General features: G+C 33.2%; 20 protein-coding genes and 1 pseudogene. 20 read left to right on the top strand and 1 reads right to left on the bottom strand.

Annotated elements, in window-relative coordinates; genetic code table 11:
* Positions 1-4 precede the first annotated feature (4 nt).
* The 19 genes and pseudogenes from fliW to C7Y47_RS12640 all read left to right on the top strand — a co-directional run bounded on the left by fliW (position 5) and on the right by C7Y47_RS12640 (position 18,544).
* Entirely contained in the window at positions 5-448 is a 444-nt protein-coding gene (fliW, locus tag C7Y47_RS12730; protein WP_142509126.1) for a flagellar assembly protein FliW, read from the top strand.
* Positions 448-666: a carbon storage regulator CsrA gene (csrA, locus tag C7Y47_RS12725; RefSeq protein ID WP_142509125.1), complete on the top strand. Its 219-nt coding sequence runs from the start codon at positions 448-450 to the stop codon at positions 664-666. Before fliW ends, csrA begins: the two co-directional genes overlap by 1 nt.
* 202 nt (positions 667-868) lie before the next feature.
* Positions 869-1,681, top strand: coding sequence for a flagellin (locus C7Y47_RS12720; protein ID WP_142509124.1), 813 nt, complete (start codon positions 869-871; stop codon positions 1,679-1,681).
* Between the two features lie 99 nt (positions 1,682-1,780).
* The gene (locus C7Y47_RS12715) at positions 1,781-3,478 is read left to right on the top strand and encodes a motility associated factor glycosyltransferase family protein (protein WP_255505157.1); all 1,698 of its coding nucleotides are present in this window, start codon (positions 1,781-1,783) and stop codon (positions 3,476-3,478) included.
* 2 nt (positions 3,479-3,480) lie between these two features.
* The gene (locus tag C7Y47_RS12710; protein ID WP_142509123.1) at positions 3,481-3,822 is read left to right on the top strand and encodes a hypothetical protein; all 342 of its coding nucleotides are present in this window, start codon (positions 3,481-3,483) and stop codon (positions 3,820-3,822) included.
* A gap of 1 nt (position 3,823) precedes the next feature.
* Positions 3,824-5,050, top strand: coding sequence for a 6-hydroxymethylpterin diphosphokinase MptE-like protein (locus C7Y47_RS12705; RefSeq protein ID WP_142509122.1), 1,227 nt, complete (start codon positions 3,824-3,826; stop codon positions 5,048-5,050).
* Positions 5,051-5,055: 5 nt separating this feature from the next.
* Positions 5,056-6,057, top strand: coding sequence for an NAD-dependent 4,6-dehydratase LegB (locus tag C7Y47_RS12700; RefSeq protein WP_142509225.1), 1,002 nt, complete (start codon positions 5,056-5,058; stop codon positions 6,055-6,057).
* A complete protein-coding gene (locus C7Y47_RS12695) occupies positions 6,054-7,214 on the top strand; it encodes a LegC family aminotransferase (protein WP_142509121.1) in 1,161 nt (386 codons plus the stop codon). Before C7Y47_RS12700 ends, C7Y47_RS12695 begins: the two co-directional genes overlap by 4 nt.
* A complete protein-coding gene (neuC, locus tag C7Y47_RS12690) occupies positions 7,211-8,338 on the top strand; it encodes a UDP-N-acetylglucosamine 2-epimerase (protein WP_142509120.1) in 1,128 nt (375 codons plus the stop codon). Before C7Y47_RS12695 ends, neuC begins: the two co-directional genes overlap by 4 nt.
* Positions 8,335-9,414 (top strand): N-acetylneuraminate synthase, encoded by a 1,080-nt coding sequence (gene neuB, locus C7Y47_RS12685; RefSeq protein WP_142509119.1) that lies wholly within the window; start codon positions 8,335-8,337, stop codon positions 9,412-9,414. The genes neuC and neuB overlap by 4 nt, the downstream gene beginning before the upstream one ends.
* Entirely contained in the window at positions 9,407-10,030 is a 624-nt protein-coding gene (locus C7Y47_RS12680; RefSeq protein WP_142509118.1) for an acetyltransferase, read from the top strand. Before neuB ends, C7Y47_RS12680 begins: the two co-directional genes overlap by 8 nt.
* A 4-nt stretch (positions 10,031-10,034) precedes the next feature.
* On the top strand, positions 10,035-11,087 hold the full coding sequence (locus C7Y47_RS12675; RefSeq protein ID WP_142509117.1) for a nucleotidyltransferase family protein: 1,053 nt from the start codon (positions 10,035-10,037) through the stop codon (positions 11,085-11,087).
* Positions 11,077-11,757, top strand: a complete 681-nt coding sequence (locus C7Y47_RS12670; protein ID WP_142509116.1) for a cytidylyltransferase domain-containing protein — start codon at positions 11,077-11,079, stop codon at positions 11,755-11,757. Before C7Y47_RS12675 ends, C7Y47_RS12670 begins: the two co-directional genes overlap by 11 nt.
* A gap of 45 nt (positions 11,758-11,802) precedes the next feature.
* Entirely contained in the window at positions 11,803-13,026 is a 1,224-nt protein-coding gene (gene fliB, locus C7Y47_RS12665; RefSeq protein ID WP_142509115.1) for a flagellin lysine-N-methylase, read from the top strand.
* A gap of 321 nt (positions 13,027-13,347) precedes the next feature.
* A complete protein-coding gene (locus C7Y47_RS12660; protein ID WP_142509114.1) occupies positions 13,348-13,737 on the top strand; it encodes a flagellar protein FlaG in 390 nt (129 codons plus the stop codon).
* Between the two features lie 25 nt (positions 13,738-13,762).
* Positions 13,763-16,060 (top strand): flagellar filament capping protein FliD, encoded by a 2,298-nt coding sequence (gene fliD / locus C7Y47_RS12655; protein ID WP_142509113.1) that lies wholly within the window; start codon positions 13,763-13,765, stop codon positions 16,058-16,060.
* A 46-nt stretch (positions 16,061-16,106) separates the two neighbouring features.
* Positions 16,107-16,466 carry a flagellar protein FliT gene (locus tag C7Y47_RS12650; RefSeq protein ID WP_142509112.1) on the top strand — a complete coding sequence of 120 codons (360 nt, stop codon included), beginning with the start codon at positions 16,107-16,109 and terminating at the stop codon, positions 16,464-16,466.
* Between the two features lie 232 nt (positions 16,467-16,698).
* Entirely contained in the window at positions 16,699-17,109 is a 411-nt protein-coding gene (fliS, locus tag C7Y47_RS12645; RefSeq protein ID WP_142509111.1) for a flagellar export chaperone FliS, read from the top strand.
* 221 nt (positions 17,110-17,330) lie between these two features.
* Positions 17,331-18,544, top strand: a pseudogene (locus tag C7Y47_RS12640) (ISL3 family transposase).
* A gap of 202 nt (positions 18,545-18,746) precedes the next feature.
* Here C7Y47_RS12640 and C7Y47_RS12635 read toward each other — a convergent pair.
* Positions 18,747-20,768, bottom strand: a complete 2,022-nt coding sequence (locus tag C7Y47_RS12635) for a sulfatase-like hydrolase/transferase (protein WP_142509110.1) — start codon at positions 20,766-20,768, stop codon at positions 18,747-18,749.
* A 114-nt stretch (positions 20,769-20,882) separates the two neighbouring features.
* Here C7Y47_RS12635 and C7Y47_RS12630 point away from each other — a divergent pair, with 114 nt between their 5' ends.
* Positions 20,883-22,478 carry a phosphotransferase gene (locus tag C7Y47_RS12630; RefSeq protein ID WP_185903479.1) on the top strand — a complete coding sequence of 532 codons (1,596 nt, stop codon included), beginning with the start codon at positions 20,883-20,885 and terminating at the stop codon, positions 22,476-22,478.
* The last annotated feature ends 1 nt before the right edge of the window (position 22,479 follow it).

Raw genomic sequence — 22,479 nt, 5'->3', positions numbered from 1 at the left:
AAGAATGAAAATAGCTACTAAATTTTTAGGTGAAATCGAAATTGTAGAACAAGATATTCTGACATTTGAGCAAGGCTTATTAGGTTTGGAAGAATACAAAAAATTTGTGTTACTACCTATAGACGCAAACCTGCCATTAGTATTACTTCAATCAGTTGATCAAATGGAAATTGGTTTTGTCATAGCGTATCCATTTGCCTTCAAAAAAGATTATAGCTTTGATATTAGTGAAGATGATCGTGAGCAACTACAAATTGAAAAAGAAGAGAATGTTCTTACATACACTATTGTTACAATGAAAGAAACTTTAGAGAATTCTACTATTAATTTGTTAGCACCTATCATTATTAACATGGATAAAAAACTTGGTAAACAAATTGTCCTCCAAGATAATAAATCCTATCCGTTACGCTACCCAATGCAAACATTGGAAGGAAGTGCGAAATAATGCTAGTCCTTTCACGTAAAAAAGATGAATCTATTATGATAGGTGACCAAATTGAAATTAAAATATTAGCAGTGGATGGCGAACAAATTAAAATTGGCATTGTTGCACCAAAAACAGTGAAAGTACATCGTTCCGAGGTTTTTGAAGCTATCCAAGCACAGAATAAGGAAGCGTTGTCAGCATCATCAAACTTCTTGGAGCAGCTAAAGAAAAAATAATGTATATATGCTTTAGCAATAATTTTAAATTTAGTAATCTATTACATAAAAAAAATAAAAAAACTTTAAAAAAACTATTAAACATTTCCAACTAATTACGATATATAGAATGTAAGGGGCAGGAAGTACATACATACTACCTAATCCGATATTCCACACGGATGTGGAATAACAAAAACAAACATTCAAGGAGGAATTCCAAATGAGAATTCAACACAACATTTCAGCTTTAAACACACACCGTAATCTTTCTTTCAACAACACTGAAGCTTCTAAAAACTTAGAGAAATTATCTTCAGGTTACAAAATCAACCGTGCTGGCGATGACGCTGCTGGTTTAGCAATTTCTGAAAAAATGCGCGGACAAATCCGTGGTCTTGACATGGCGACTAAAAACGCTCAAGATTCAGTATCTTTAATCCAAACTGCTGAGGGTGCTCTTAACGAAACACACGCTATCCTACAACGTATGCGTGAATTAGCAGTACAATCTGCGAACGATACAAACGTATCTACAGATCGTGATGCACTTCAAAAAGAAGTAGATGCATTAACTTCTGAGATTACTCGTATTTCAACTGATACAGAGTTCAATACTCAAAAATTATTAAACAGTAGCTTCAAAGGGAAAGTATTCCATATTGGTGCGAACAAAGGCCAAAATATTACATTAACTATTAAAGATATGGGTGCTAAAGGTGTTGGTGTAAGTGGAGTTAAGATTGATAAACAATCTGCAGCTAACACAGCTATCTCGACTATCAACAAAGCTTTAGAAACAGTATCTACACAACGTTCTGCTCTTGGTGCAGTACAAAACCGTTTAGAGCATACAATCAACAACTTAGGTGCTACTTCTGAAAACTTAACAGCTGCTGAATCACGTATCCGTGATACAGATATGGCTAAAGAGATGATGGGCTTCACTAAGAACAATATCTTAATGCAAGCTGCTCAATCTATGTTAGCTCAAGCTAATCAACAACCTCAAGGTGTCCTACAATTATTACGATAAGACTTAAATTCTTTAGAAGGCTCTCTCTGAATATTGAGAGAGCCTTCTTTATTTTTTTCAAAAAATGCCGATATACAAAATGAGGTGATAGATATATATATGGAATTACTAAATATTAAAAGTATAACTGCAAAAGACGGCAATGAAACGTTTGAAGTGAATGGTTATTTATTGCATAGTAAATATAATCCTAATCGAGAAGCGGAAAGTTTGATAAAGAAAGAGATTAATAAAAATTACGTAAATGTTATTTTGGGATTTGGAGGAGGATACCTTGCTAATGCACTAGTAAAAGAAGAAATAAGTAATGATAAAATATTATTTATTGAACCTATTACCACTTTTGAAAGATTTAATACTAAACAATATGATATTGTTTTTGGGGATAATTTAGATACAATACATGAAGCAATTGAAGGAAAGCTCCGTTTTTTTAGTAGAAAGATCAATGTAATTTGTGCACCTAACTATGATAAAATTTTCCCTTCTTTATATGTGAATGTTTTGAAAAAGGTGAAAGACCTCCAGAATTTAAACATTGTTTACAATAATACAGTTAGGGATTTGAGTGTTACATGGCAGGAAAATAGTATTCGTAATATGCTACCAACATATACTAATGGATCTTTAAATGTATTAGAAAAATATTATAATTGCCCAGTAATAGTGGCATCTGGAGGACCGTCATTAACTAAACAATTGAATTTACTGAAGGATATTAGAAAAAATGTTATATTAATTGCGGCTGGTTCAACTGTAAATACCTTGATAACACATAATATTGAACCTGATTATATCATAACAATTGATGGGTCTGAAATAAATTATGATTCTCACTTTAAAGATTTAAAAGTTAAGTCAGCTGAGCTAATGTATGCTTCAACTAGTCATTATAAAATACAACAAAATTTTAAAAATAGACAATATGCTTTTTTAGATACTAGGGAAAATAAATATAAGGAGCATATGAACAATACACTTGGAATTGACTTGCCTAATATTTTAGGAGGTGGCTCGGTAGCAAATTTTGCATTAAGTATTGCTCGTTATCTATCTACAGGACCAATAGCCTTAATAGGACAGGATTTAGCTTATACTGAAGGTAAGACTCATGCAGAGGGAAATAAGAATTTAAAAGCAGCTGATACAAGGTTTCTAACTTTTCAAGGAGCATTTGAAATAGAAGGATACTATGGCGATAAGGTAATGACAGACTATTCGTTATTTTCTATGAAAGAAAGTTTTGAGGAAATAATGAGGCAGATTGAAGACCCTAATACAATTTTTAATTGTACAGAGGGTGGATTGAAGATAATGAATATACAGCAAAAATCCTTTGAACATTTCTGTCTTCAATTTGTAAATCGAAATAGTGAAGTGAAATTATATAGTGTAAACGAAAACAAAAAAGATTTGGCAAAATATATAAGTACTGCTAGAGAGGAGATAAGAATTTATAAAAATATTATTTTAGAGTTAAAGTTGGCTCAACAGGCATTAGAAAAAAATACTTTAACTACAGAATTTGCTCCTAGTATTTTAAAAACGTTAGATGATGTAGATATTAAGGTAGCAAAACTAATGAAAAAAGTAGTTATGGAGCGTATTAATGATCCTATTACGTTAGATGTTATGACTAATTATGAGGCTCAAGGAGAAGAAACTCCAGAACAAAAATACCAACGTGTTTATGAACAAAATAAAGAGTTATATGACAGACTAAGTAAGGCTACTGAACAATCTATTCAGTATACACTAGATGCAATTAGAGAAGCGGAAGAGCTTAAGGGGGAGTAAAAATGGAGTTTAATGAACTTATCGAAAGTTATAATGACTATGTTAAGAAGATACCAGGTGGGGCTATATATATTGCTAACTACTTACGTGAGGACAAACTAAATGATGCTTTAATAGCGATTAAAGCTTTTTCAGAAGGTGTACTTTGGCTTTCGCAAGCATGTGACCTATTAGTAAAAAACGGTGCTGAAGTAGCATTAAATATTGAGCAAATACAAGAGTTTTTAATAGAGGTAAACGATGGTTTAGAAAAGCAAGATTACGTATTAGTTGCCGATATGTTTGAATATGAAATCGCTCCTTTTTTTGAAGAAGTAGTTCGCGCAAAAGGTACGGTACAATAAATTGCAATGGCTAGTAGAACGAGCGAAAAATGCAGAACCTACATTACAGTTAAATGGGGTCTTTATCTATAGCAAGTACCGACCAAAAGAAGATGCTTTACGCTGGATAAATGCCGAGATTAATGCAGAGGCAAAAAGTTACTTATTAATTGGTTTGGGTTTAGGATATCATTTAAAGGCACTTATTAGCCAAAGTAAAAATAAACCCGTGACGGTATATTATTTTGATAAACATGAATATGAATTGTTTTTAGCTCATAATAGTGATCATTGGTGGAAAAAGGAAAATGTACATATAGTTCATGATTTAAGTCAAAAAGAACTTCATGATAATGTTCAAATTTTACTTCCAAATGTCTGGATTAAAGGGATTGGTCAAAGTCATCCCTTATTTTCAATTTTAGAAGTGATAAAAATAAACCAACTTTCTCTTAAAAGAGATTCAAGTAAAATGGAAGAAAATTTTTACTACAATACTATTTTAGATGACGACATCATTCAAGTAAAAAAACAGAGTAGAATTGGTTGTTTAGTTGCAGCGGGACCATCGCTGAACGATACAATACTATGGTTAAAGAAGTATCAACAACAAGTGGATATTTATGTTGTAGGGGCGGCATTAAAAAAATTATTGGCAAATGGAATTATACCAAAAGGTGCGATTTTATCTGATGCTAATGATGAGACTATACTCCAGTTTCAAGATTTAAATTTTGAAGGTGAGTTGTATTATTTATGTACTGCAAACTATAAAAGCGTAGCTCTACATTGTAGTAAACGCTATATACTTTTCCAGCAAGGATATAAATTAGCTGAGGAAGAGGCTGAAAAGCGAAATGCACCGCTAATTGAAACAGGGGGATCTGTAGGGACCACAGCCTTTAGCTTACTTGAGTATTTAGGATACGATACTGTAGTTTTATTTGGTCAAGATTTGGGATTCCCGGGTAATCAAACGCATGCAATAGATTCTACATCAGGGAGAAATGCTTCTAATGATACTTTTTTAAGAAATATAGAAGCAAATGATGAAAGCAATATTCATACAACAGCGATGTTCCAAGTATTTTGGTATTGGTATAATCAAAAAATGGAAAAAACAAAAGTGAAAGTATTTAACACGGCTATAAAAGGAGCCAAAATCAAGAAAGTTCCTTTGATAAGAGAAGAGAAATTTGCAGAATTAATAGCAAAAAAAATGAATAATTATTTAGAAGAAGAGGGATAAGTGTGATGCAAAAAAAGATTTTGGTAACAGGAGCAGATGGCTTCATAGGCTCACATTTAACAGAAACATTAGTACGACAAGGTTATGATGTTCGTGCGTTTGTTTATTATAATTCATTTAATTCATGGGGCTGGTTAGACCAGTCATCATCGGAAATTAAAACATCATTGGATGTGTTTGCGGGGGATATCCGTGATCCGTATGGTGTTAAAGAAGCTATGAAGGGTTGTACGCATGTCCTTAATTTAGCAGCTTTAATTGCAATTCCGTATTCCTATCATTCTCCTGCAACGTATGTAGATACAAATGTGACAGGGACATTAAATGTTGTACAAGCAGCAAAAGAGTTAGGCGTAGAAAAGGTGGTACACACTTCTACAAGTGAAGTATATGGGACAGCATTATACGTACCAATCGACGAAGAGCATCCATTACAAGGGCAATCACCTTATTCTGCATCAAAAATTGGTGCTGATCAAATGGCTTTGTCATTTTATCGCTCATTTGATACACCTGTATCTATTATTCGTCCGTTTAATACATATGGACCACGACAATCTGCTCGAGCGGTTATACCGACAATTATAAGTCAATTGGCAAGTGGCAAAACGAACATTAAACTAGGAGCTATAAGCCCTACACGTGATTTTAACTATGTAAAAGATACAGTTAACGGTTTTATATCTGTAATGGAATCTACTAATTCAATTGGTGAAGTCATTAATATTGGTTCAAATTATGAGGTTTCAATTGGTGAAACTGCACAAATGATTGCAGATATTATGGGTGTAGATTTAACTATCGAAACAGATGAAAAACGTTTCCGTCCTGAAAAAAGTGAAGTCGAACGTCTTTGGGCAGAGAATAAAAAGGCGAAGGAACTACTAGGGTGGGAGCCACAATATGGTGGCAAAGAAGGCTTCCATCGAGGTCTTGAAGAAACAATAGAATGGTTTACAAATCCTAAGAACTTATCTCAATATAAGGCAGATGTTTATAATATATGAATACTCAATGGTTGGAATTTGCAGATAATGTAAAGCAGTTTTATGGAAAAGAGTTTGTGCCTTTACATGAGCCCACGTTCAATGATAAAGAAGTTGAATATGTGACAGAGTGTGTAAAATCAGGTTGGGTGTCCTCAGTGGGAGCTTATGTTAATCGTTTTGAGGAGGACTTAGCTGAATTTGTCGGTGTTAAGCGTGCAGTTGCTGTTGTAAATGGTACATCTGCACTGCATATTGCATTAAAGGTTGCAGGCGTAAAGGCAGAAGACGAAGTTTTAATGCCTTCACTTACTTTTATTGCAACAGCCAATGCTGTGTCATATTTAGGTGCAGTTCCACACTTTATAGATGTTTCCTTTAAGACTTTAGGTGTTGATGCAGATAAATTAAAAATTTACTTAGAGCAAATTGGAAAACTACAAAACAATCAGCTTTATAATAGAGAAACAGGAAGACGTATTTCAGCACTTGTACCGATGCATACATTCGGTCATGCAGTTGATGTAGAAGGGTTACTTCAAGTATGTGATATGTATAATTTGATTCTTGTTGAAGATGCAGCGGAGTCATTAGGCTCATATTATAATGGAAAACATACAGGTAGCTTTGGAAAAGTAAGTGCAATGAGTTTTAATGGCAATAAAATAATGACAACTGGCGGTGGTGGCGCGATTGTGACAAATGATGATGCATTAGCTGACTATGCCAAACATTTAACAACAACTGCTAAAGTTCCGCATCGATGGAAATATGAGCACGATGAAATCGGGTTTAATTACCGCATGCCGAATTTAAACGCTGCGTTAGGCTGTGCGCAATTAGAAAAAATGCCGATGTTTATCCAACAAAAGCGCGAGTTAACAAAGCAGTATGAGCAATGGGTGGTTAATTTAGATGGTGTTCATTTATTTAAAGAGCCTGCAAATACTAAAAGTAATTATTGGTTACAAACAATTATACTCGATGAGCGATTAAATCGTGATGAGGTGTTGGACTTTTTAAATGAGCAAGGTGTAATGAGTCGCCCTATTTGGACGCCGATGCACCACTTAGCAATATATCAAAACTGTCCAAAATCAGACTTAAGTGTGACAGAACAGTTAAATAAATGTGTTGTCAATATTCCTAGCACACCAATAAGTGAGGGGTCACGATGAAACGTAAAATTTGTATTGTGACTGGTACTAGAGCAGAGTACGGTTTATTATCAAATCTTGCTAAGCAATTTCAAAAAGATAAAGAATTTGATTTACAAATGGTTGTAACGGGAATGCATTTATCTCCAGAGTTTGGAAGCACATATAAAGAAATTGAAAATGATGGTTTTTTGATTGATGAAAAAATAGAAATTCTTTTATCTGCGGATTCTCCCACTGGCATCGTGAAGTCGATAGGACTTGCCACAATTAGTTTTGCAGATGCACTTAACCGTTTACAACCAGATTTAATTATCATTTTAGGTGATCGTTTTGAAATGTTAGCAGTCGCTCAAACAGCGCTTATTATGCAAATACCTATTGCACATATACATGGGGGTGAATGTACTTTTGGTGCGTATGATGATGCTATTCGTCATGCCATTACAAAAATGGCTACCTGGCATTTTACAAGTACAGAATCCCATCGTAAACGTGTTATTCAATTAGGCGAATCTCCAGAACGTGTCTATAATGTCGGTGCTCTCGGAATAGAAAATATTGCGAATTTGAACCTCCTGACGCGACATGAACTATTTCAAAAACTTCAGCTTGATGAGCAACGACCTATGTTTTTAATAACATATCATCCTGAAACGAATGGTCGTATAAATGGGATATACGAATTGTTAAAGGCATTGGAAAATTATCCTGATATTAATCTAGTGTTTACTAAATCAAATGCTGATAATGGAGGAAGGATGATTAATGAAACTATTCAACAATTCATATTAAATCATAGTAATGCTAAAATATTTGATTCACTGGGTCAGTTAAAGTATTTAAGTGCAGTGAAGAATGCTGATGTTGTTATTGGAAATTCTTCTAGTGGGTTAATTGAAGTTCCTTATTTAGGGACACCTACTGTTAATTGTGGAAACCGTCAGGAAGGGCGTGAGCATCCCAATTCAGTATTTAATACAAATATGGATACTGAAAATATACGTAATACTATTGAAAAAGCAAGGGAGTTTAGCGATAAGTATGAACATATATTTGGTGATGGAATAGTATCTGAAAAAATAATTACAGTTTTACGCAGTTTACCTTCATTTTCTATTCAAAAGGGGTTTTATGATTTATGAAGAATAAAACATATATCATCGCTGAAGCTGGTGTCAATCATAATGGTTCATTGAAAATGGCAAAAGAGCTAGTAATGGTTGCAAAAGAAGCTGGGGCAGACGCGGTAAAATTTCAAACATTTAAAGCAGAAAATCTAGTTACAAAGCAGGCACAGCAAGCAGCATATCAAGTTGAAAATTTGAAAGAAGCAACATCTCAATTTGCAATGTTAAAAAAGCTAGAATTAACTTACGAGGAATTTATTGAATTGCAGTCATTTTGTCAAACAGAGCAAATTGAATTTCTATCGACACCTTTTGACTTTGAAAGTGTCGATTTTTTACTAGATGAAATTGAGATTGCAACGGTTAAAATTCCTTCAGGGGAATTAACGAATGCACCATTCATTCATTATATTGCAACGAAACAAAAACCAATTATCTTATCCACTGGAATGGCAACTATTGAAGAGATTCACGAGGCATTAGCATTTATAGCCTATGGTTTAGTGAAATCTAAGGAACCTGTTACGATAGAGCGAGTATATAGTTTTTATGCTACTGAAGAAGCGAAAGCAGCGTTACAAAAATTCGTAACACTTTTACATTGTACCACACAATATCCAGCGCCAATGGATTCCATTAATTTAAAAGCGATGCTTGAAATGAAAAAAGTCTTTCAATTACCTATTGGATTATCAGATCATTCTGAAGGAATCCATATCCCGCTTGTAGCAGTAGGTATGGGTGCAACAGTAATAGAAAAGCATTTTACATTAGATAAAACGTTAGAAGGACCGGATCATGTGGCCTCATTAAACCCAGATGAACTTAAGTCAATGATAATAGGAATTAGAGAAGTAGAACAGGCTTTAGGAAATGGCATAAAATGTCCAACACCTATAGAACTACAAAATCGCATTCCTGCACGGAAAAGCTTAGTTGCTAAAAATCAGATACAAGCAGGTGAAGTATTCTCGGTTAACAATTTGACTGTAAAAAGACCTGGAGATGGTATTCAACCTTCTAAATACTGGTCTTTCATAGGTGAAATTGCTTCAAGATCATATGAAGAGGATGAGCTAATAGATGAATAAACCAATTATTATTATTGGGAATGGGGGGCATGCCTCGGTATTAACAGAAATTTTACTTGCACAGAAGCAAACGATTACCGGATTTACTGCACCGACTATAGAAGAGAATGATTTTGATTTAACTTACTTAGGATCTGATGAGGTAATAGAAGATCATAATCCATCTGACATCGAACTAGTACTTGCTATAGGGGCTGTTAAGCCGTCACCATTAAGGGAAAAAATATTTAATGCATTTACGCAAAAAAAGTATCATTTTAAATCTGTAATCCATCCTTCAGCCATTATTGCTCCTTCCGTTCAATTAGGACAAGGAGTTCAAATAATGGCTGGTACTATTATTCAAACGAATACAACAGTTGCCGATAATAGTATTATAAACACTGGTGCGCTAATTGATCATGATTGTCAAATAGGTTCCCATATACATATTGCGCCAGGCACTAAGATATCGGGTAGTGTCCATATCCAAAAAGGGACACATGTCGGAACAGGTGCAACAATTATTCAAGGCATTCATATAGGATCAAACTGTTTAATTGGTGCAGGAGCAGTTGTGGTTAATAATATTGCAAATGGCATAAAAGCAGTTGGCGTACCTGCAAAGGAAGTGTAATTCTATGAAGCAATGGCAAAAAACATTAGTTAATAAAAATAATACTTTACTAGATACAATGAAAATCATTGATGATTCTTCTTTGCAATTTGCAGTAGTCGTTGATGAAGAACAACATTTACTTGGGACTGTAACGGATGGAGATATTCGCCGTGGTATTTTGCGAGGTGAGGGTCTCGATGTAACAATTACTTCTATAATGAACCCAGATCCAATAAGTGCAAGGAGAGGTAAAAAATATCATAAATATAAGCAACTAATGAAATCTAAAATGCTTAAGCAGTTACCTATAGTGGATGATAATAATAGAATTATTAATATACTTTTTGCTGATAATATTGAAACTTCTTTAAATAAAAACAAGGTTGTATTAATGCTTGGTGGACTAGGTACAAGGTTGCGACCATTAACAAATGATACACCAAAACCAATGCTTAGAGTTGGGAATAAACCTATTTTAGAAACAATAATAGAAGGTTTTAAGCAATATGGCTATACTGACTTTATTTTCTCTGTGAATTACAAAAAAGAGGTTATCCAGGACTATTTTCAAAATGGAGAAGCATTTGATGTAACAATTGAATATATTGAGGAAGACAAGAAAATGGGGACTGCCGGGGCTCTTTCATTACTAAAAAATAGACCGACGAAACCATTTTTTGTGATGAATGGAGATTTGCTAACACAAATTAACTTTGACCAACTTATGCAATTCCATATGGAGCATAAATCAGTTGCAACGATGTGTGTAAGAGAATATGAATATCAAATTCCATATGGTGTTATTGAAACTGATGGTACAGATTTGGTGACAATTAGAGAAAAACCAATTCATCGTAGTTTTGTAAATGCTGGAATTTATGTATTAGATCCTGATGTGCTTGACCAGATTCCACAGGATAAGTTTTATGATATGCCTTCTCTTTTTGAGAGAATGATTGAAAAAAATAGTAAAACATCTGTATTTCCAATTAGAGAATATTGGTTAGATATTGGACAAATGGATGATTTTAATAGAGCAAATAATGAAATTAAGGAGCTTTTAAATGAAGCCTAAAGTTTTAGCAATTATCCCTGCACGCGGAGGTTCAAAAGGTGTACCACGGAAAAACATCAAAGAATTAGCAGGAAAACCACTAATTGCATGGACAATTGAAGAAGCAAAAAAGTCAAAATATATTGATAGAATAATTGTTTCGTCAGAGGATAAAGAAATCTTACAGGTGGCCCAAAAATTTGGTGCGGATGTTCCTTTTGTACGACCTGCAAATTTAGCAGAAGATACAACAGCTGGAATTGAGCCAGTTTTACATGCTTTAGAGCATTTTTCTGACTACGAATATGTTGTTATGTTACAGCCAACATCTCCCCTGCGCTTAGTTGAAGATATAGATGGATGTATAGAACAGCTTTTACAAGAAAATGCGGAGTTCTGCGTTAGTGTATGTGAGGTAGGGCAATCGCCTTATTGGATGTACACATTAGATAGTTCTACTAAAATGCAACCATTGTTGAAACAACAGACTTTGATAACGAGACGTCAGGATTTGCCGAAAGTATATACGTTAAATGGGGCAATATATCTTGCGAATATTGATCTTTTAAAACAAACGAGAAACTTTATAACAGAAGAAACTATAGCATATGTTATGCCAGTTGAGAGATCGTACGATATTGATACAGAAGAAGATTTTAAGATATGTGAATACCTTTATACGAATCACTAATAAAAACTATTTAATTTATAATAAGAGAAATTAGGATGTGTAAATATGAGGCCGATATTAATTCCAGATTATTTTGAAGAGTTTAGTTGTATTGGTGGTGCTTGTGAAGATACTTGTTGTGCTGGCTGGAATATTACGGTAGATAAAAGGACTTATCAAAATTATCGTAAAGTCAAACATCCAGAAATAAGAGAGAAGCTACAACGTTATGTGAAGCGTAACCGAAGTCAACAGGACGATTCGAGTTACGCAAAAATAGTGTTAGATGAAAATAAGAAGTGTCATATGATGTTAGAGGATGGGCTATGTGGTATTCATAAAGAATTGGGAGAACAGTTTTTATGTAATACTTGTGCTACTTATCCAAGACAATTTACTAAAGTAGGTTCTTTTGTTGAAAAAAGTTTAACTTTATCTTGCCCTGAGGCAGCAAGAGTTGCTCTCTTGCGTGAAGAAGGTTTAGGTTTTATTGAGACAGAGGAGCCCAAAGATACTCGTGGATTAATGAGTAATGAACTTAATTTGGAGAAGCATCCACTATTTTGGGATTTGAGAGTTTTTACTATTCAGCTGATGCAAAATCGTAAACAACCTATTGAAATCCGATTAATAATTTTAGGTCTATTTATTCAGAAAATTGAGCGATTAAAATTAAGTGACTTAGAGCAACAGCTACCTACAATTATGGAAGATTATTTAAACCGCTTAGATAACGAAGAATTCATTGAATCATTAAAAAATATTGAAGGGAACTTAAATTTTCAGTTAAGTTTGGCTAGAGACTTAATACGTTATCGCATGTCTGATGGTGGAGTGTCATCGGAAAAGTATTTAGCGATTCTACATCAATTATTAGATGGATTATTATTAGACGAAAATGACAATAAAGAAGTGCAGGACATGGATCAATCAATTGCTAAATACCAACAGAGCTATCTAGAATTGTATGAACCATTTATGAAAAAGCAAGGCTATATGCTTGAAAATTATGTTGTCAATTATATATTTAAAAACCTATTTCCATATGATTATAATACAATGTTCGAGAGTTATATGATGCTTGTTATTCATTTTACACTCATTAAATTACATATGATTGGTATGGCCTCAAAGCAGCAAAAATTAACTCAAGACATGGTAATTGAATGTATACAACAACTTGCAAAAGCAATTGAACATAATTCTTCTTATTTACAAGGCGTTCGTAAGGGTATGGAGGACTCAGGTTATACTACAATGGGACATATGTTTGTGATGATTAGTAATTAATTATAGTTAGTTGTGGCAACGTAGGATAAAACCCGGATTAGATATGGAAAAAATTTTAAAAACACTTTTATGGAAGCCCATAACGGCCTCTCTGCAAAAATTTAGGAATAAAATCCTCTGGAATTAAACACTGGTACACTCGTTTGCCGTAATAATGAGTTATTTATATTATTCTCAACTTTTTATCCCAAGAACTGCTCCATTATATATATGAGAATTTCAGTTTTTCTTGATGATTTCTGGAAAAACTGAAATTCTTTTTAATTTGTCCGATATTATTTTTAGTAACGCCTGTAAGAAATTCAAGGGGGATGTGGAAACATGCGTATATCAGAAAATACAAATATGGATGCAACGCTGATAATGCAAACTGGTACTAAAGATAAGCCAGCAGTCGAGGGAGGAATGAATCAAGGAAGTGAAGTTACTATAAAAATACCTACATCTAAAGTTGAACAAGTCCAATTACTTGAAAATACTGAGGAAACTAAAGCTAAAGTTCAACAAGCTGTAAATACAATGAACCAAATGTTAGAAGTTACACACAGCGCAGCGAAGTTTGTATATCATGAAGGCTTAGAACGATATTATGTGACGGTGGTTGACCAAAATACCGAGGAGGTAGTAAAAGAAATACCTCCCAAAAAGCTATTGGACGCATTTTATGAAATGCAGAAAATGCTTGGTATGATTGTAGACAAGAAAATATAAAAACATTAATGAGGAGGAAAAGAGTATGGTAACAAGAATTGGCGGTTTAGCGTCTGGTATGGATATTGATTCACTTGTAGAGAAATTAATGAAGGCAGAACGTATGCCTTTGAATAAAACGTTTCAACAAAAACAATTATTAGAATGGAAACGTGATGCATATCGTAATGTTAATGCAAAGTTAAAAACATTCGATACTTTCTTATTAGATAAAATGATTCTTTCAGGAAAAATGAATCAAAAAACTGCAACGTCATCAAATGAAAATTTAGTATCCGTAAAGGCTACTTCAGGAGCAACTGGTAATATTACAATTGGTGGTGTATCACAATTAGCTTCTGCAGCTCAAGCTGTAGGTAATCAAACAGAATATACCGGTGACTCAAAGTTAAGTGAGCTAAACTTGAATGTAAATTCTATTTCTATCCAATCAATTGGTAAGGATGGTAGATTAACAACAGAGGCAACAAAAGTTAATTTTACTAACGATATGACAATTAATGATTTAGTAAAGACAATTAACGGTACTAGTGCAGGTGTTACTGCTTTATTTGAAGGTGGAAAATTGTCCCTAACTGCTAAAAATACAGGTAGTGAAAAAGGTGGACAAGGTGAAATTATTGTTACCGGTGGATTGGAAGTATTTAACAAATTAGGCTTCGCATCAACTGATGGTAAATTAGCTAGCAATGGTAAAAATGCTATGTTTGAAGTGAATGGTATTCAAACAGAGCGTTCATCTAATACTTTTACAATTTCAGGTTATGAAATGACATTAAAACAGACTTTTAATGCTGGTGACGTTGCTTTAAAGCAATATGAGGCTGCAAAATTAGAGCTTAAAAATGCACAAGATGCTATGGTAGGACCAAATGGGCTTACTCAAAAGTACATTGATGGTGCGAATCGTTACTTTGGGACATCTTTTTCTACGATAGATGAATTGAAAAATGCTACATTACCTCCTAGCGCATTTAAGACAGATTTTGATACTGCATACAATGGTAAATTTGCTTCAACTTTAACTGAGCAGGAGCAATCGGTTTATAAAGATTTTGCTGATAAAAATCGTATTGCGAAGTTAAGTGATGATGATATTGATACTATTAAAAATAATGATTTTGATACATTAAGAGCGATGAGCCAGTTCAGCGTTTATAGTGATGCAGATTTAAATAGAATGAAAGATAATGCAGATAGCCTTGAGAATTTCCGTAACCAGGCAAATAATGAAGCAGATGAAAGACTTTATAAGGGAACTAATAAAAATTTACTTACAAATGATGAGGCAATTACGTTTTTAAATAGCATGAACGGTAAGACAACAGAAGAAATTAAAACTGCTATAAATAATCTTGCTGATGGCTCTTTAAAAACAATGCTGAAAGATACAGATGTAGAACAATTGCAGTTCCTTTCGCAGGATTCAACTAGACTAACTGAATTTAAGGATATTGCGACAAAGCAAGTTACTTATGAAAAAGAAAAAGCGAGTTATGATAGTGTAAAAAGCAACTATGAAGCTGGCTTGCAACGTGAAAAAGATGCGGAACAAGCTTATGCTAATGCTGAAGAAGTAAAGAACAATACTCCAACAGGTGGTACGACAGCAGCCCCTGTCACAATGCAAGCTACTTCTGATACAAAGGCAGCGAAGGAACAAATCACGGAGTTTGTTGAAAAATATAACGAAATGATTGATGAGTTTAATAAACAGCTAAAAGAAAGTAAATATCGTGATTATGCACCACTAACAGCTGAGCAACGTAAAGATATGAGTGAAAATGAGCAAAAGCTTTGGGATGAAAAAGCGAAGAGTGGTTTATTGCGTAGTGATTCAATTATTCGAGATGGTATAACAAAAATGCGCGAGACATTTATGGGTAGTGTTGCAGGCCTTGGTGATAAATTCATGGATTCATTAGCTGAAATTGGGATTACTACTTCAAAAGATATGAAAAATAATGGTAAGCTTGTTATTAATGAAGGAAAACTAGATGCTGCATTAGAAAAAGACCCAGACCAAGTGTTTAAAATGTTCTCTCAAACTGGTAGCGTCACTGCAACAGAGGATAGTCGTGGAATTGCATGGCGTTTACGCGATGAAATGAAAAAAATGACAACCCAAATTGAGAAACAAGCAGGAAGAGATGGAGCTGTTAACAATACATTTAGTTTGGGTAGGGCAATTAACGAATCAGATACGCGTATGACGAAATTACAAGCTAAACTAAGAGATGTCGAAGCTCGTTATTGGAAACAATTTACAGCTATGGAGCAAGCAATCAATAAAGCAAACAAGCAATCAAGTTTGTTCTCATAAGGTTAAGGTTTTGGCTTGTTTCTAATTAGCAAAGTAGGAGAACATTATGCAATTAATAGATCAACTATTACAGGTATCAGCTAATTTATTTAAGCTATTGGGAGACAGCCCAAATGGTGAAGAGCGTGATGAATACATTGACAACATCAATAGCATGTTGGACAAACGTGGAACGATTATTGAAGCTTTGATTCAGGAAGGATTTCATTTCGATGAACAAAATCGCATACACGGTACGTTACTTGAATTAGATAACGGTATAAAAGAACGATTGGTTGCTGTCATGAACGCTGTAAAGCAGGATATGGCAAACCTACAAAAAACGAAAAAAAGTGAACAGCAATACTTCAATCCCTACTCGAATGTTCGTGTAATGGATGGGATGTATTATGACAAAAAGAATTAACATTATATCTCTATTTAGCGTGGCGGACGCCGCCGGCTAATGAAAGATAAAGCCCCGGCGGATATCATGGATTTTAAATTGTAACACAATTCAAAATCCAGACGCATTGTTTATCTGTGCGAAAGCGAAGCGACAGCAACAATACCGCAGAGGCGTATTTGAGTTATTAGCTTTTCTTCATAAAATGGTTTAAACTAGTAGAAAAGTAACATTTCAAAGGAGTTGTCCTTTATTGGCAGCAAATTTAACAGCACAAAATGCATACAAACAAAATAGTGTTACAACTGCTTCTCCTGGCGAGCTGACGTTAATGCTTTATAATGGTTGTTTAAAGTTCCTACATAAAGCAAAACATGCGATTCAAGAAAAAAATGTCCAGGAAAAAAATACGAATCTTATAAAAGCACAAGCGATTATTAGTGAGCTTATGGTGACATTAAATATGGACATCGAAATATCAAAAAATATGCTTGCTCTCTATGAATATATGAATCGTCGTTTAGTCGAGGCAAATATTCAAAGTGATGTCGCTATTATTGAAGAAGTTGAGGGATTAGTGACGGAATTCCGTGATACATGGAAGGAAGTTATTCGCATCAATCGACAGCAGCAATTCGGTCAGGGAAACACTGGACAAATTTAGACAATAAAAGAGGCCATCGATTAAGGTGCTGCACCCCAAAAGTTAGAGTAATAAATCTAACTTTTGGGGTGTTTTTGTATGGCGAAATATAGCCAAGGTTTTAAATTAGGTTCTATAATATTTGTTGGGGTATTCACACAATTACACGCATAAAAAAAGCACAGATTCACTGATTTATATATACTTGAATTGTCTAGAAACAAGTAATAGAAAGGTGAACTGTGCAAATGAATTTTAACATGAATATCCCAGGATTAAAAGATGTAGAGATTACAAAAGTAGAAGAAGTAGGCGAACGAATCGCATTGTATGTACAATTGCCTAAATGTACCCATCAATGTCCAGTTTGTAAAAAACAAACATCGAAGGTTCATGATTACCGTATACAAAAGATCAATCATTTAAAATGGTTTGAACGTCTAACTATTCTTTTCTATAAACGTCGTCGTTATGCTTGTGATTGTGGAAAGCGTTTTTCTGAAAAATCCCCCTTCATAGATAAATATCAACACTACTCAAAAGAATAGAATCATGTGGTGAGTATACGTGCTATTAAAGCCAAAACATTTAAAGAAGCTGTAGAAGTACTGGGTACATCAACCACGACGGTCATTCGCCGTTTTAAAAAGGTAGCGAATAAACAATTAGTAGAGGGTGTACGTTTACCAAAAGTGATTGCGATTGATGAGTATAAAGGCGATACAGATGCAGGTACGTATCAGCTAATAATTGCGAATGCGGAGACGCACGAGCCGATTGATATTTTACCGAATCGTAAAAAAGAAACAATAAAAAATTACTTAAGTCAGTATGGAGCAGATGTTGAGATAGTGGTTATGGATATGAATCCAAGTTTTAAAGCAGCTGTTCGTCAATCGCTAGGGCGACCTGTTATTGTGGCAGACCGCTTTCATTTTAGCCGTTATATCTATTGGGCAATGGATGAAGTGCGCCGTCAAGTACAAAAAGAATGGGACAAATACAATCGCACAAAATGTAAACGTATGCGTCATGTATTTTATAAACGTGCATCTAAATTATCACCGAAACAACAGTGGTACTTACAGCGCTATACAGAAATGTCTGAAGCATTAAAGTAGCTCATGAATTAAAGGAAGCCTATTGTGAATGGTTTGATTGGGCAAAGACAAAGAATGATGTCGTAGAAGTGAAGAAACGATTACTAGCTTTTTACCGTAAGGTAGAAGAGACAAAATTACCAGCTTTCTTAAAGGCAATTCAAACATTGAAAAACTGGCAAGTAGAAATCTTAAATAGCTTTAGTTTTGGTTATTTCAACGGCTTCTTGGAAGGCATTAATAATAAAACAAAAGTGATGAAACGGAATGCATATGGCTTTCGACGCTTCAATCACTTTCGAGCAAAAATCTTATTAAATTTAAATTATAAAGAAATCGGAGTTCATTTGGGCTAACGTGCTGAAAGATTAGGGTACCCAAACATTAAACTTAGAACTTTTATTTAAAGAGATGAATACTAGTATATGCCAATGAGATATAGCGAATTCCTATTTTTTGATAGAAGGATTATGATTAGTAATATTAATCAATTATGTTATTTCGCATGATAAAAATTTTAAGCTTCCGGATTTATTCTATTGAAATTTATGCTATTTTCTATTTCTGAAGAATTACTCTCTTCTCTAAAATCCAATTTGTATAGTAGTCTATTATTTCTTCTACATTAGTATCATTTAAATTATCATTTAATTTAATTAAATCTGTCTTAAAGTGTTCAAAATCGACTCTTCCATAATTATCAACACTATCCTCTGTTTCAAAATAAAATTGAAAATCCCTCGTATAAATTACAGCTTTATAAGTTTGATTCGGATGATAAGATTCTGTCATGACTTCTTTACGTTGTTTTCCACCGAAATCCTCTAATGTTTTACCATGCAATTTTTCTTTATCATATTCGATATTTAATAAATCCAATATTGTAGGGTAGATATCAAGATTGCTCATTAATTTATCACTAGTTCCTTGCATTCCCCCTCCTAACAACATAAATGGTACTTTTGTTCTCCCATAGTTTAGGAAATGCTTTGGTTCTCGCTCAAAATATCCTTGCCCATGATCAGAGTGAATAATTAGAAGAACGTCATCTTCATCATAATTATGTTTGATATAATTGAAAAGAACTGATAAATGTAAATCGATTCTTTTCAACTCTTCTCCATAACGGAGAATTTTATTTTCTTCATAATCTGTAAGTACGGAGGTATCTCCCTTTTTAGAAAATAATCGATTTAGTACATTAGTATTTACTTGACTATTAATAGATAAAAAGATTTCATCTGCGACATCATGTAAATCAGGTATAACTAACCAAATATAGTTATTTTTATCTTTGAATGTTTCTAAATGATCGATAACCTCTTCCATGATTTCTCCTGCACCAAAACCACCCATGGAGTTTTTAAATACAATTCTATCAAAACTTTTTCCATAGCCGTGGGGTGGTGTGCCGCGCCAATCACCAGTAAAGGAAGCGGTAAAATATCCTGATTTACGAATCTTTTCAATTAGTGATTCTTGCTTCTCTGAAAAATCATGTCCAAATGTTGAGTGGTATTGGCCATGTGCAATAGTATCCATTGCAGTAACTAGCCCTGCGTTACTTGGAAAAGTCCAATCAGCAGAAGCATAGCAATTTGTATTTTCGTATTTACCATTAAAAGTATTTAAAATATTTGGAATCAATAATTCTCTATCATTTTCTTCTAAGTACTTACCAGATAAACCATCGATAAAAACATGAGCTACTAATCTATATTTTTTTGGCTCATCATTCAATGCAATCGGATTACCAATAAATATAGGTTTATTAGCAGTTATTTCAATTTCTCCTGGATCAAATGTCAAGTAGTTATATTGATTAAACTTTAAAAGAGAATTAGTAAAATCGTATGTAGTATTATTTATTTTAATTGTTAATTCAGTATCTTTTTCTAAAAATGAAAAAGGTAAGGTTGTTTTCTTATTAAAAACATATTGATAATGTTTTGCTTCATGTCCTTGAAAATATTCCGTTTTTGTAACATACCTACTATTAATATCAATGTTTTCTGTAAATAATGATTTGTATAAATTTGTCATATTTTCATTTTCAGTACCACGATTTTGAACCTTACGAATTATGCTTTCTCCAAATTTATTTAAAGGATAGACCCGTTCATCAATTTCTTTAGAAAGTTGGTCAACTTTATTTAGGTACTTTTGTAATTGTTCTGATGAATAAATTTGTTGTTTTTTTAATGTATATACCATTTCATTGAGATTATTTCGTACAGCTTCGATCTCTTCTTTATACTCTGATAATCTTAAACATCTTCCAAAATGATAAAAGCTATTATCGTATTTTTGTAAAGTGAAATGAATTAAAGCAGCATTAAAATGCAGTGAATAGGAATATGAAAATTGCTGTAATCCTTCTTTGACTTTCAAAGCAGCTTCTTCAATGCTCCCAGATTCGAATAATAATGTTGTGCTAACGATGTAATAAGTCTCAGTTTTTGCAACTTTTGATAACTCATCTAAAGCATTATTTACTTCTGCTCTTTCTTCTTTCCTTAAACTATCTTCAATTCGATTGTGCAAATTTTTTACAATCTCAATTATATTTTTACTTGACAAAACTTTTTCCTCCTACTATAAACTCATGTATTCAAAGTTTTTATATAGTATAATCTTTATAATACATAAACACATTTTACCAAGTTTTGATATTGAATGAAAGGTTTCAAAGAAATGATACATAATATAAATACTGCTGTTATTTTAGCTTCAGGATATTCCAATGCTTTCGGCATACCATCTTGCTTATTAAAAGTTGACCACCAAACTATGATAAAAAGAACAGTTGATATGTTGAAAAATAGAAATATTTATGAGGTTTATATTATCGTGGGTTATAAAAAGAACTTAATTATAGAAGAGTTAGAAAATGAAAATGTAAATTTTATAATCAATTCCATATATACATCCACTGGCACGATGAAATCATTAAGTCTACTGAAAAAATATCTAAATAAAGATTTTATTCTAATAGAAGGTAATTTATTTTTTGATGAAAATATTCTTACAACACTGCTAGATTCGCCTAATCCAAATTGTATTACTTATACTGCTTTAAATGGATCTATGGAGAAAACTTTTATTGAATGTACTGAAAAGAATCATTTAATTTTCATGTCAACTTCTAGTGTGGCGGTTGGAATTTCTAAAATATCTATTAAATTGTTCAGAGAAATGTTGGTATTAAATGAATCCGCTACTTACAATTGGTTGAACTATAAATATTTCATGTTAAAGTGTAGTAAAAATTTGCCCATATCCTTTATTAATGTAGATAATAAAAAATGGATTAATATAAATTCTAATGAACAATATAATAAAGCAGTCGAAGGTATATATTCTAATATCTATCGAAAAGTCAGCGAAAAAACAATTCAGTTTATTACAAATTATTTACATCAAGCTATTGGAACTCAACCTAAAGAAATTAGGAAAATTGAATTCTCTGGAGGTATGACCAATAAAAATTATAAAATTACTTTAACTGATGGAAATGAATTGCAAATTAGAATACCTGGAGCTGGAACAAATAGTCTAGTAAATCGACATAATGAAATTATTAACTCTAAGGCGATAGCAACGCTAGAAATTAATGTACCTACTTTTTACTTTAATGCTCATGACGGTGTCAAAATTGCGAAATATGTAAAAAATGCACAGACTTTGTCGAAACAATCAGCTAGAATTACAAATAATATGGAGAATATAGCTACTATTTTAAAGAAGTTACATACTTCTAATGTTAAAATGAATAACGCTTTTTCATTTATAAATATAATCCAAGATTATGAATCTGTTATTATAACCAAAACAAATAAATATTACATAGATGAAAAATACCCTGATTTTTCCAAATCAAAAGAAAAAATAGAATATTTAAATGATAAAATTCAGCAACTAAAATCCTTTTCCATATGTCCTTGCCACAATGATCTAGTTCCGGAAAATTTCATCAAATCGAGCGAAGGAAAACTTTTTTTAATTGACTGGGAGTATTCGGGATATAATAATCCTTTTTGGGATTTAGCTGCCTATATTTTAGAAAGTGACTTGACGATAGATGACGAACAGGAATTTTTAAAATTCTATTTTCAGCGTCCTCTTTTAGAAGAGGAGTATTTTCAGTTGAATTTTTATAAATCAGTACAGGATATCCTTTGGAGCCTCTGGACAATTATAAAAGAGTTACATGGTGACTCTTTTGGAAATTATGGTTACAAAAGATATGAAAGGGGATCCAATCTATTAAAGGGGTTGGATTACTGTTGAA

This window comes from Lysinibacillus sphaericus (assembly GCF_006864135.1).
Lineage (GTDB): Bacteria > Bacillota > Bacilli > Bacillales_A > Planococcaceae > Lysinibacillus.
This window is presented reverse-complemented; position numbering and strand designations above follow the sequence as displayed.

Excerpts from the sequence above, each read along its gene's own strand:
- fliW (WP_142509126.1), top strand. The coding sequence starts at position 5 with ATGAAAATAGCTACTAAATTTTTAGGTGAAATCGAAATTGTAGAACAA.
- csrA (WP_142509125.1), top strand. The coding sequence starts at position 448 with ATGCTAGTCCTTTCACGTAAAAAAGATGAATCTATTATGATAGGTGAC.
- C7Y47_RS12720 (WP_142509124.1), top strand. The coding sequence starts at position 869 with ATGAGAATTCAACACAACATTTCAGCTTTAAACACACACCGTAATCTT.
- C7Y47_RS12715 (WP_255505157.1), top strand. The coding sequence starts at position 1,781 with ATGGAATTACTAAATATTAAAAGTATAACTGCAAAAGACGGCAATGAA.
- C7Y47_RS12710 (WP_142509123.1), top strand. The coding sequence starts at position 3,481 with ATGGAGTTTAATGAACTTATCGAAAGTTATAATGACTATGTTAAGAAG.
- C7Y47_RS12700 (WP_142509225.1), top strand. The coding sequence starts at position 5,056 with ATGCAAAAAAAGATTTTGGTAACAGGAGCAGATGGCTTCATAGGCTCA.
- C7Y47_RS12695 (WP_142509121.1), top strand. The coding sequence starts at position 6,054 with ATGAATACTCAATGGTTGGAATTTGCAGATAATGTAAAGCAGTTTTAT.
- neuC (WP_142509120.1), top strand. The coding sequence starts at position 7,211 with ATGAAACGTAAAATTTGTATTGTGACTGGTACTAGAGCAGAGTACGGT.
- neuB (WP_142509119.1), top strand. The coding sequence starts at position 8,335 with ATGAAGAATAAAACATATATCATCGCTGAAGCTGGTGTCAATCATAAT.
- C7Y47_RS12680 (WP_142509118.1), top strand. The coding sequence starts at position 9,407 with ATGAATAAACCAATTATTATTATTGGGAATGGGGGGCATGCCTCGGTA.
- C7Y47_RS12675 (WP_142509117.1), top strand. The coding sequence starts at position 10,035 with ATGAAGCAATGGCAAAAAACATTAGTTAATAAAAATAATACTTTACTA.
- C7Y47_RS12670 (WP_142509116.1), top strand. The coding sequence starts at position 11,077 with ATGAAGCCTAAAGTTTTAGCAATTATCCCTGCACGCGGAGGTTCAAAA.
- fliB (WP_142509115.1), top strand. The coding sequence starts at position 11,803 with ATGAGGCCGATATTAATTCCAGATTATTTTGAAGAGTTTAGTTGTATT.
- C7Y47_RS12660 (WP_142509114.1), top strand. The coding sequence starts at position 13,348 with ATGCGTATATCAGAAAATACAAATATGGATGCAACGCTGATAATGCAA.
- fliD (WP_142509113.1), top strand. The coding sequence starts at position 13,763 with ATGGTAACAAGAATTGGCGGTTTAGCGTCTGGTATGGATATTGATTCA.
- C7Y47_RS12650 (WP_142509112.1), top strand. The coding sequence starts at position 16,107 with ATGCAATTAATAGATCAACTATTACAGGTATCAGCTAATTTATTTAAG.
- C7Y47_RS12630 (WP_185903479.1), top strand. The coding sequence starts at position 20,883 with ATGATACATAATATAAATACTGCTGTTATTTTAGCTTCAGGATATTCC.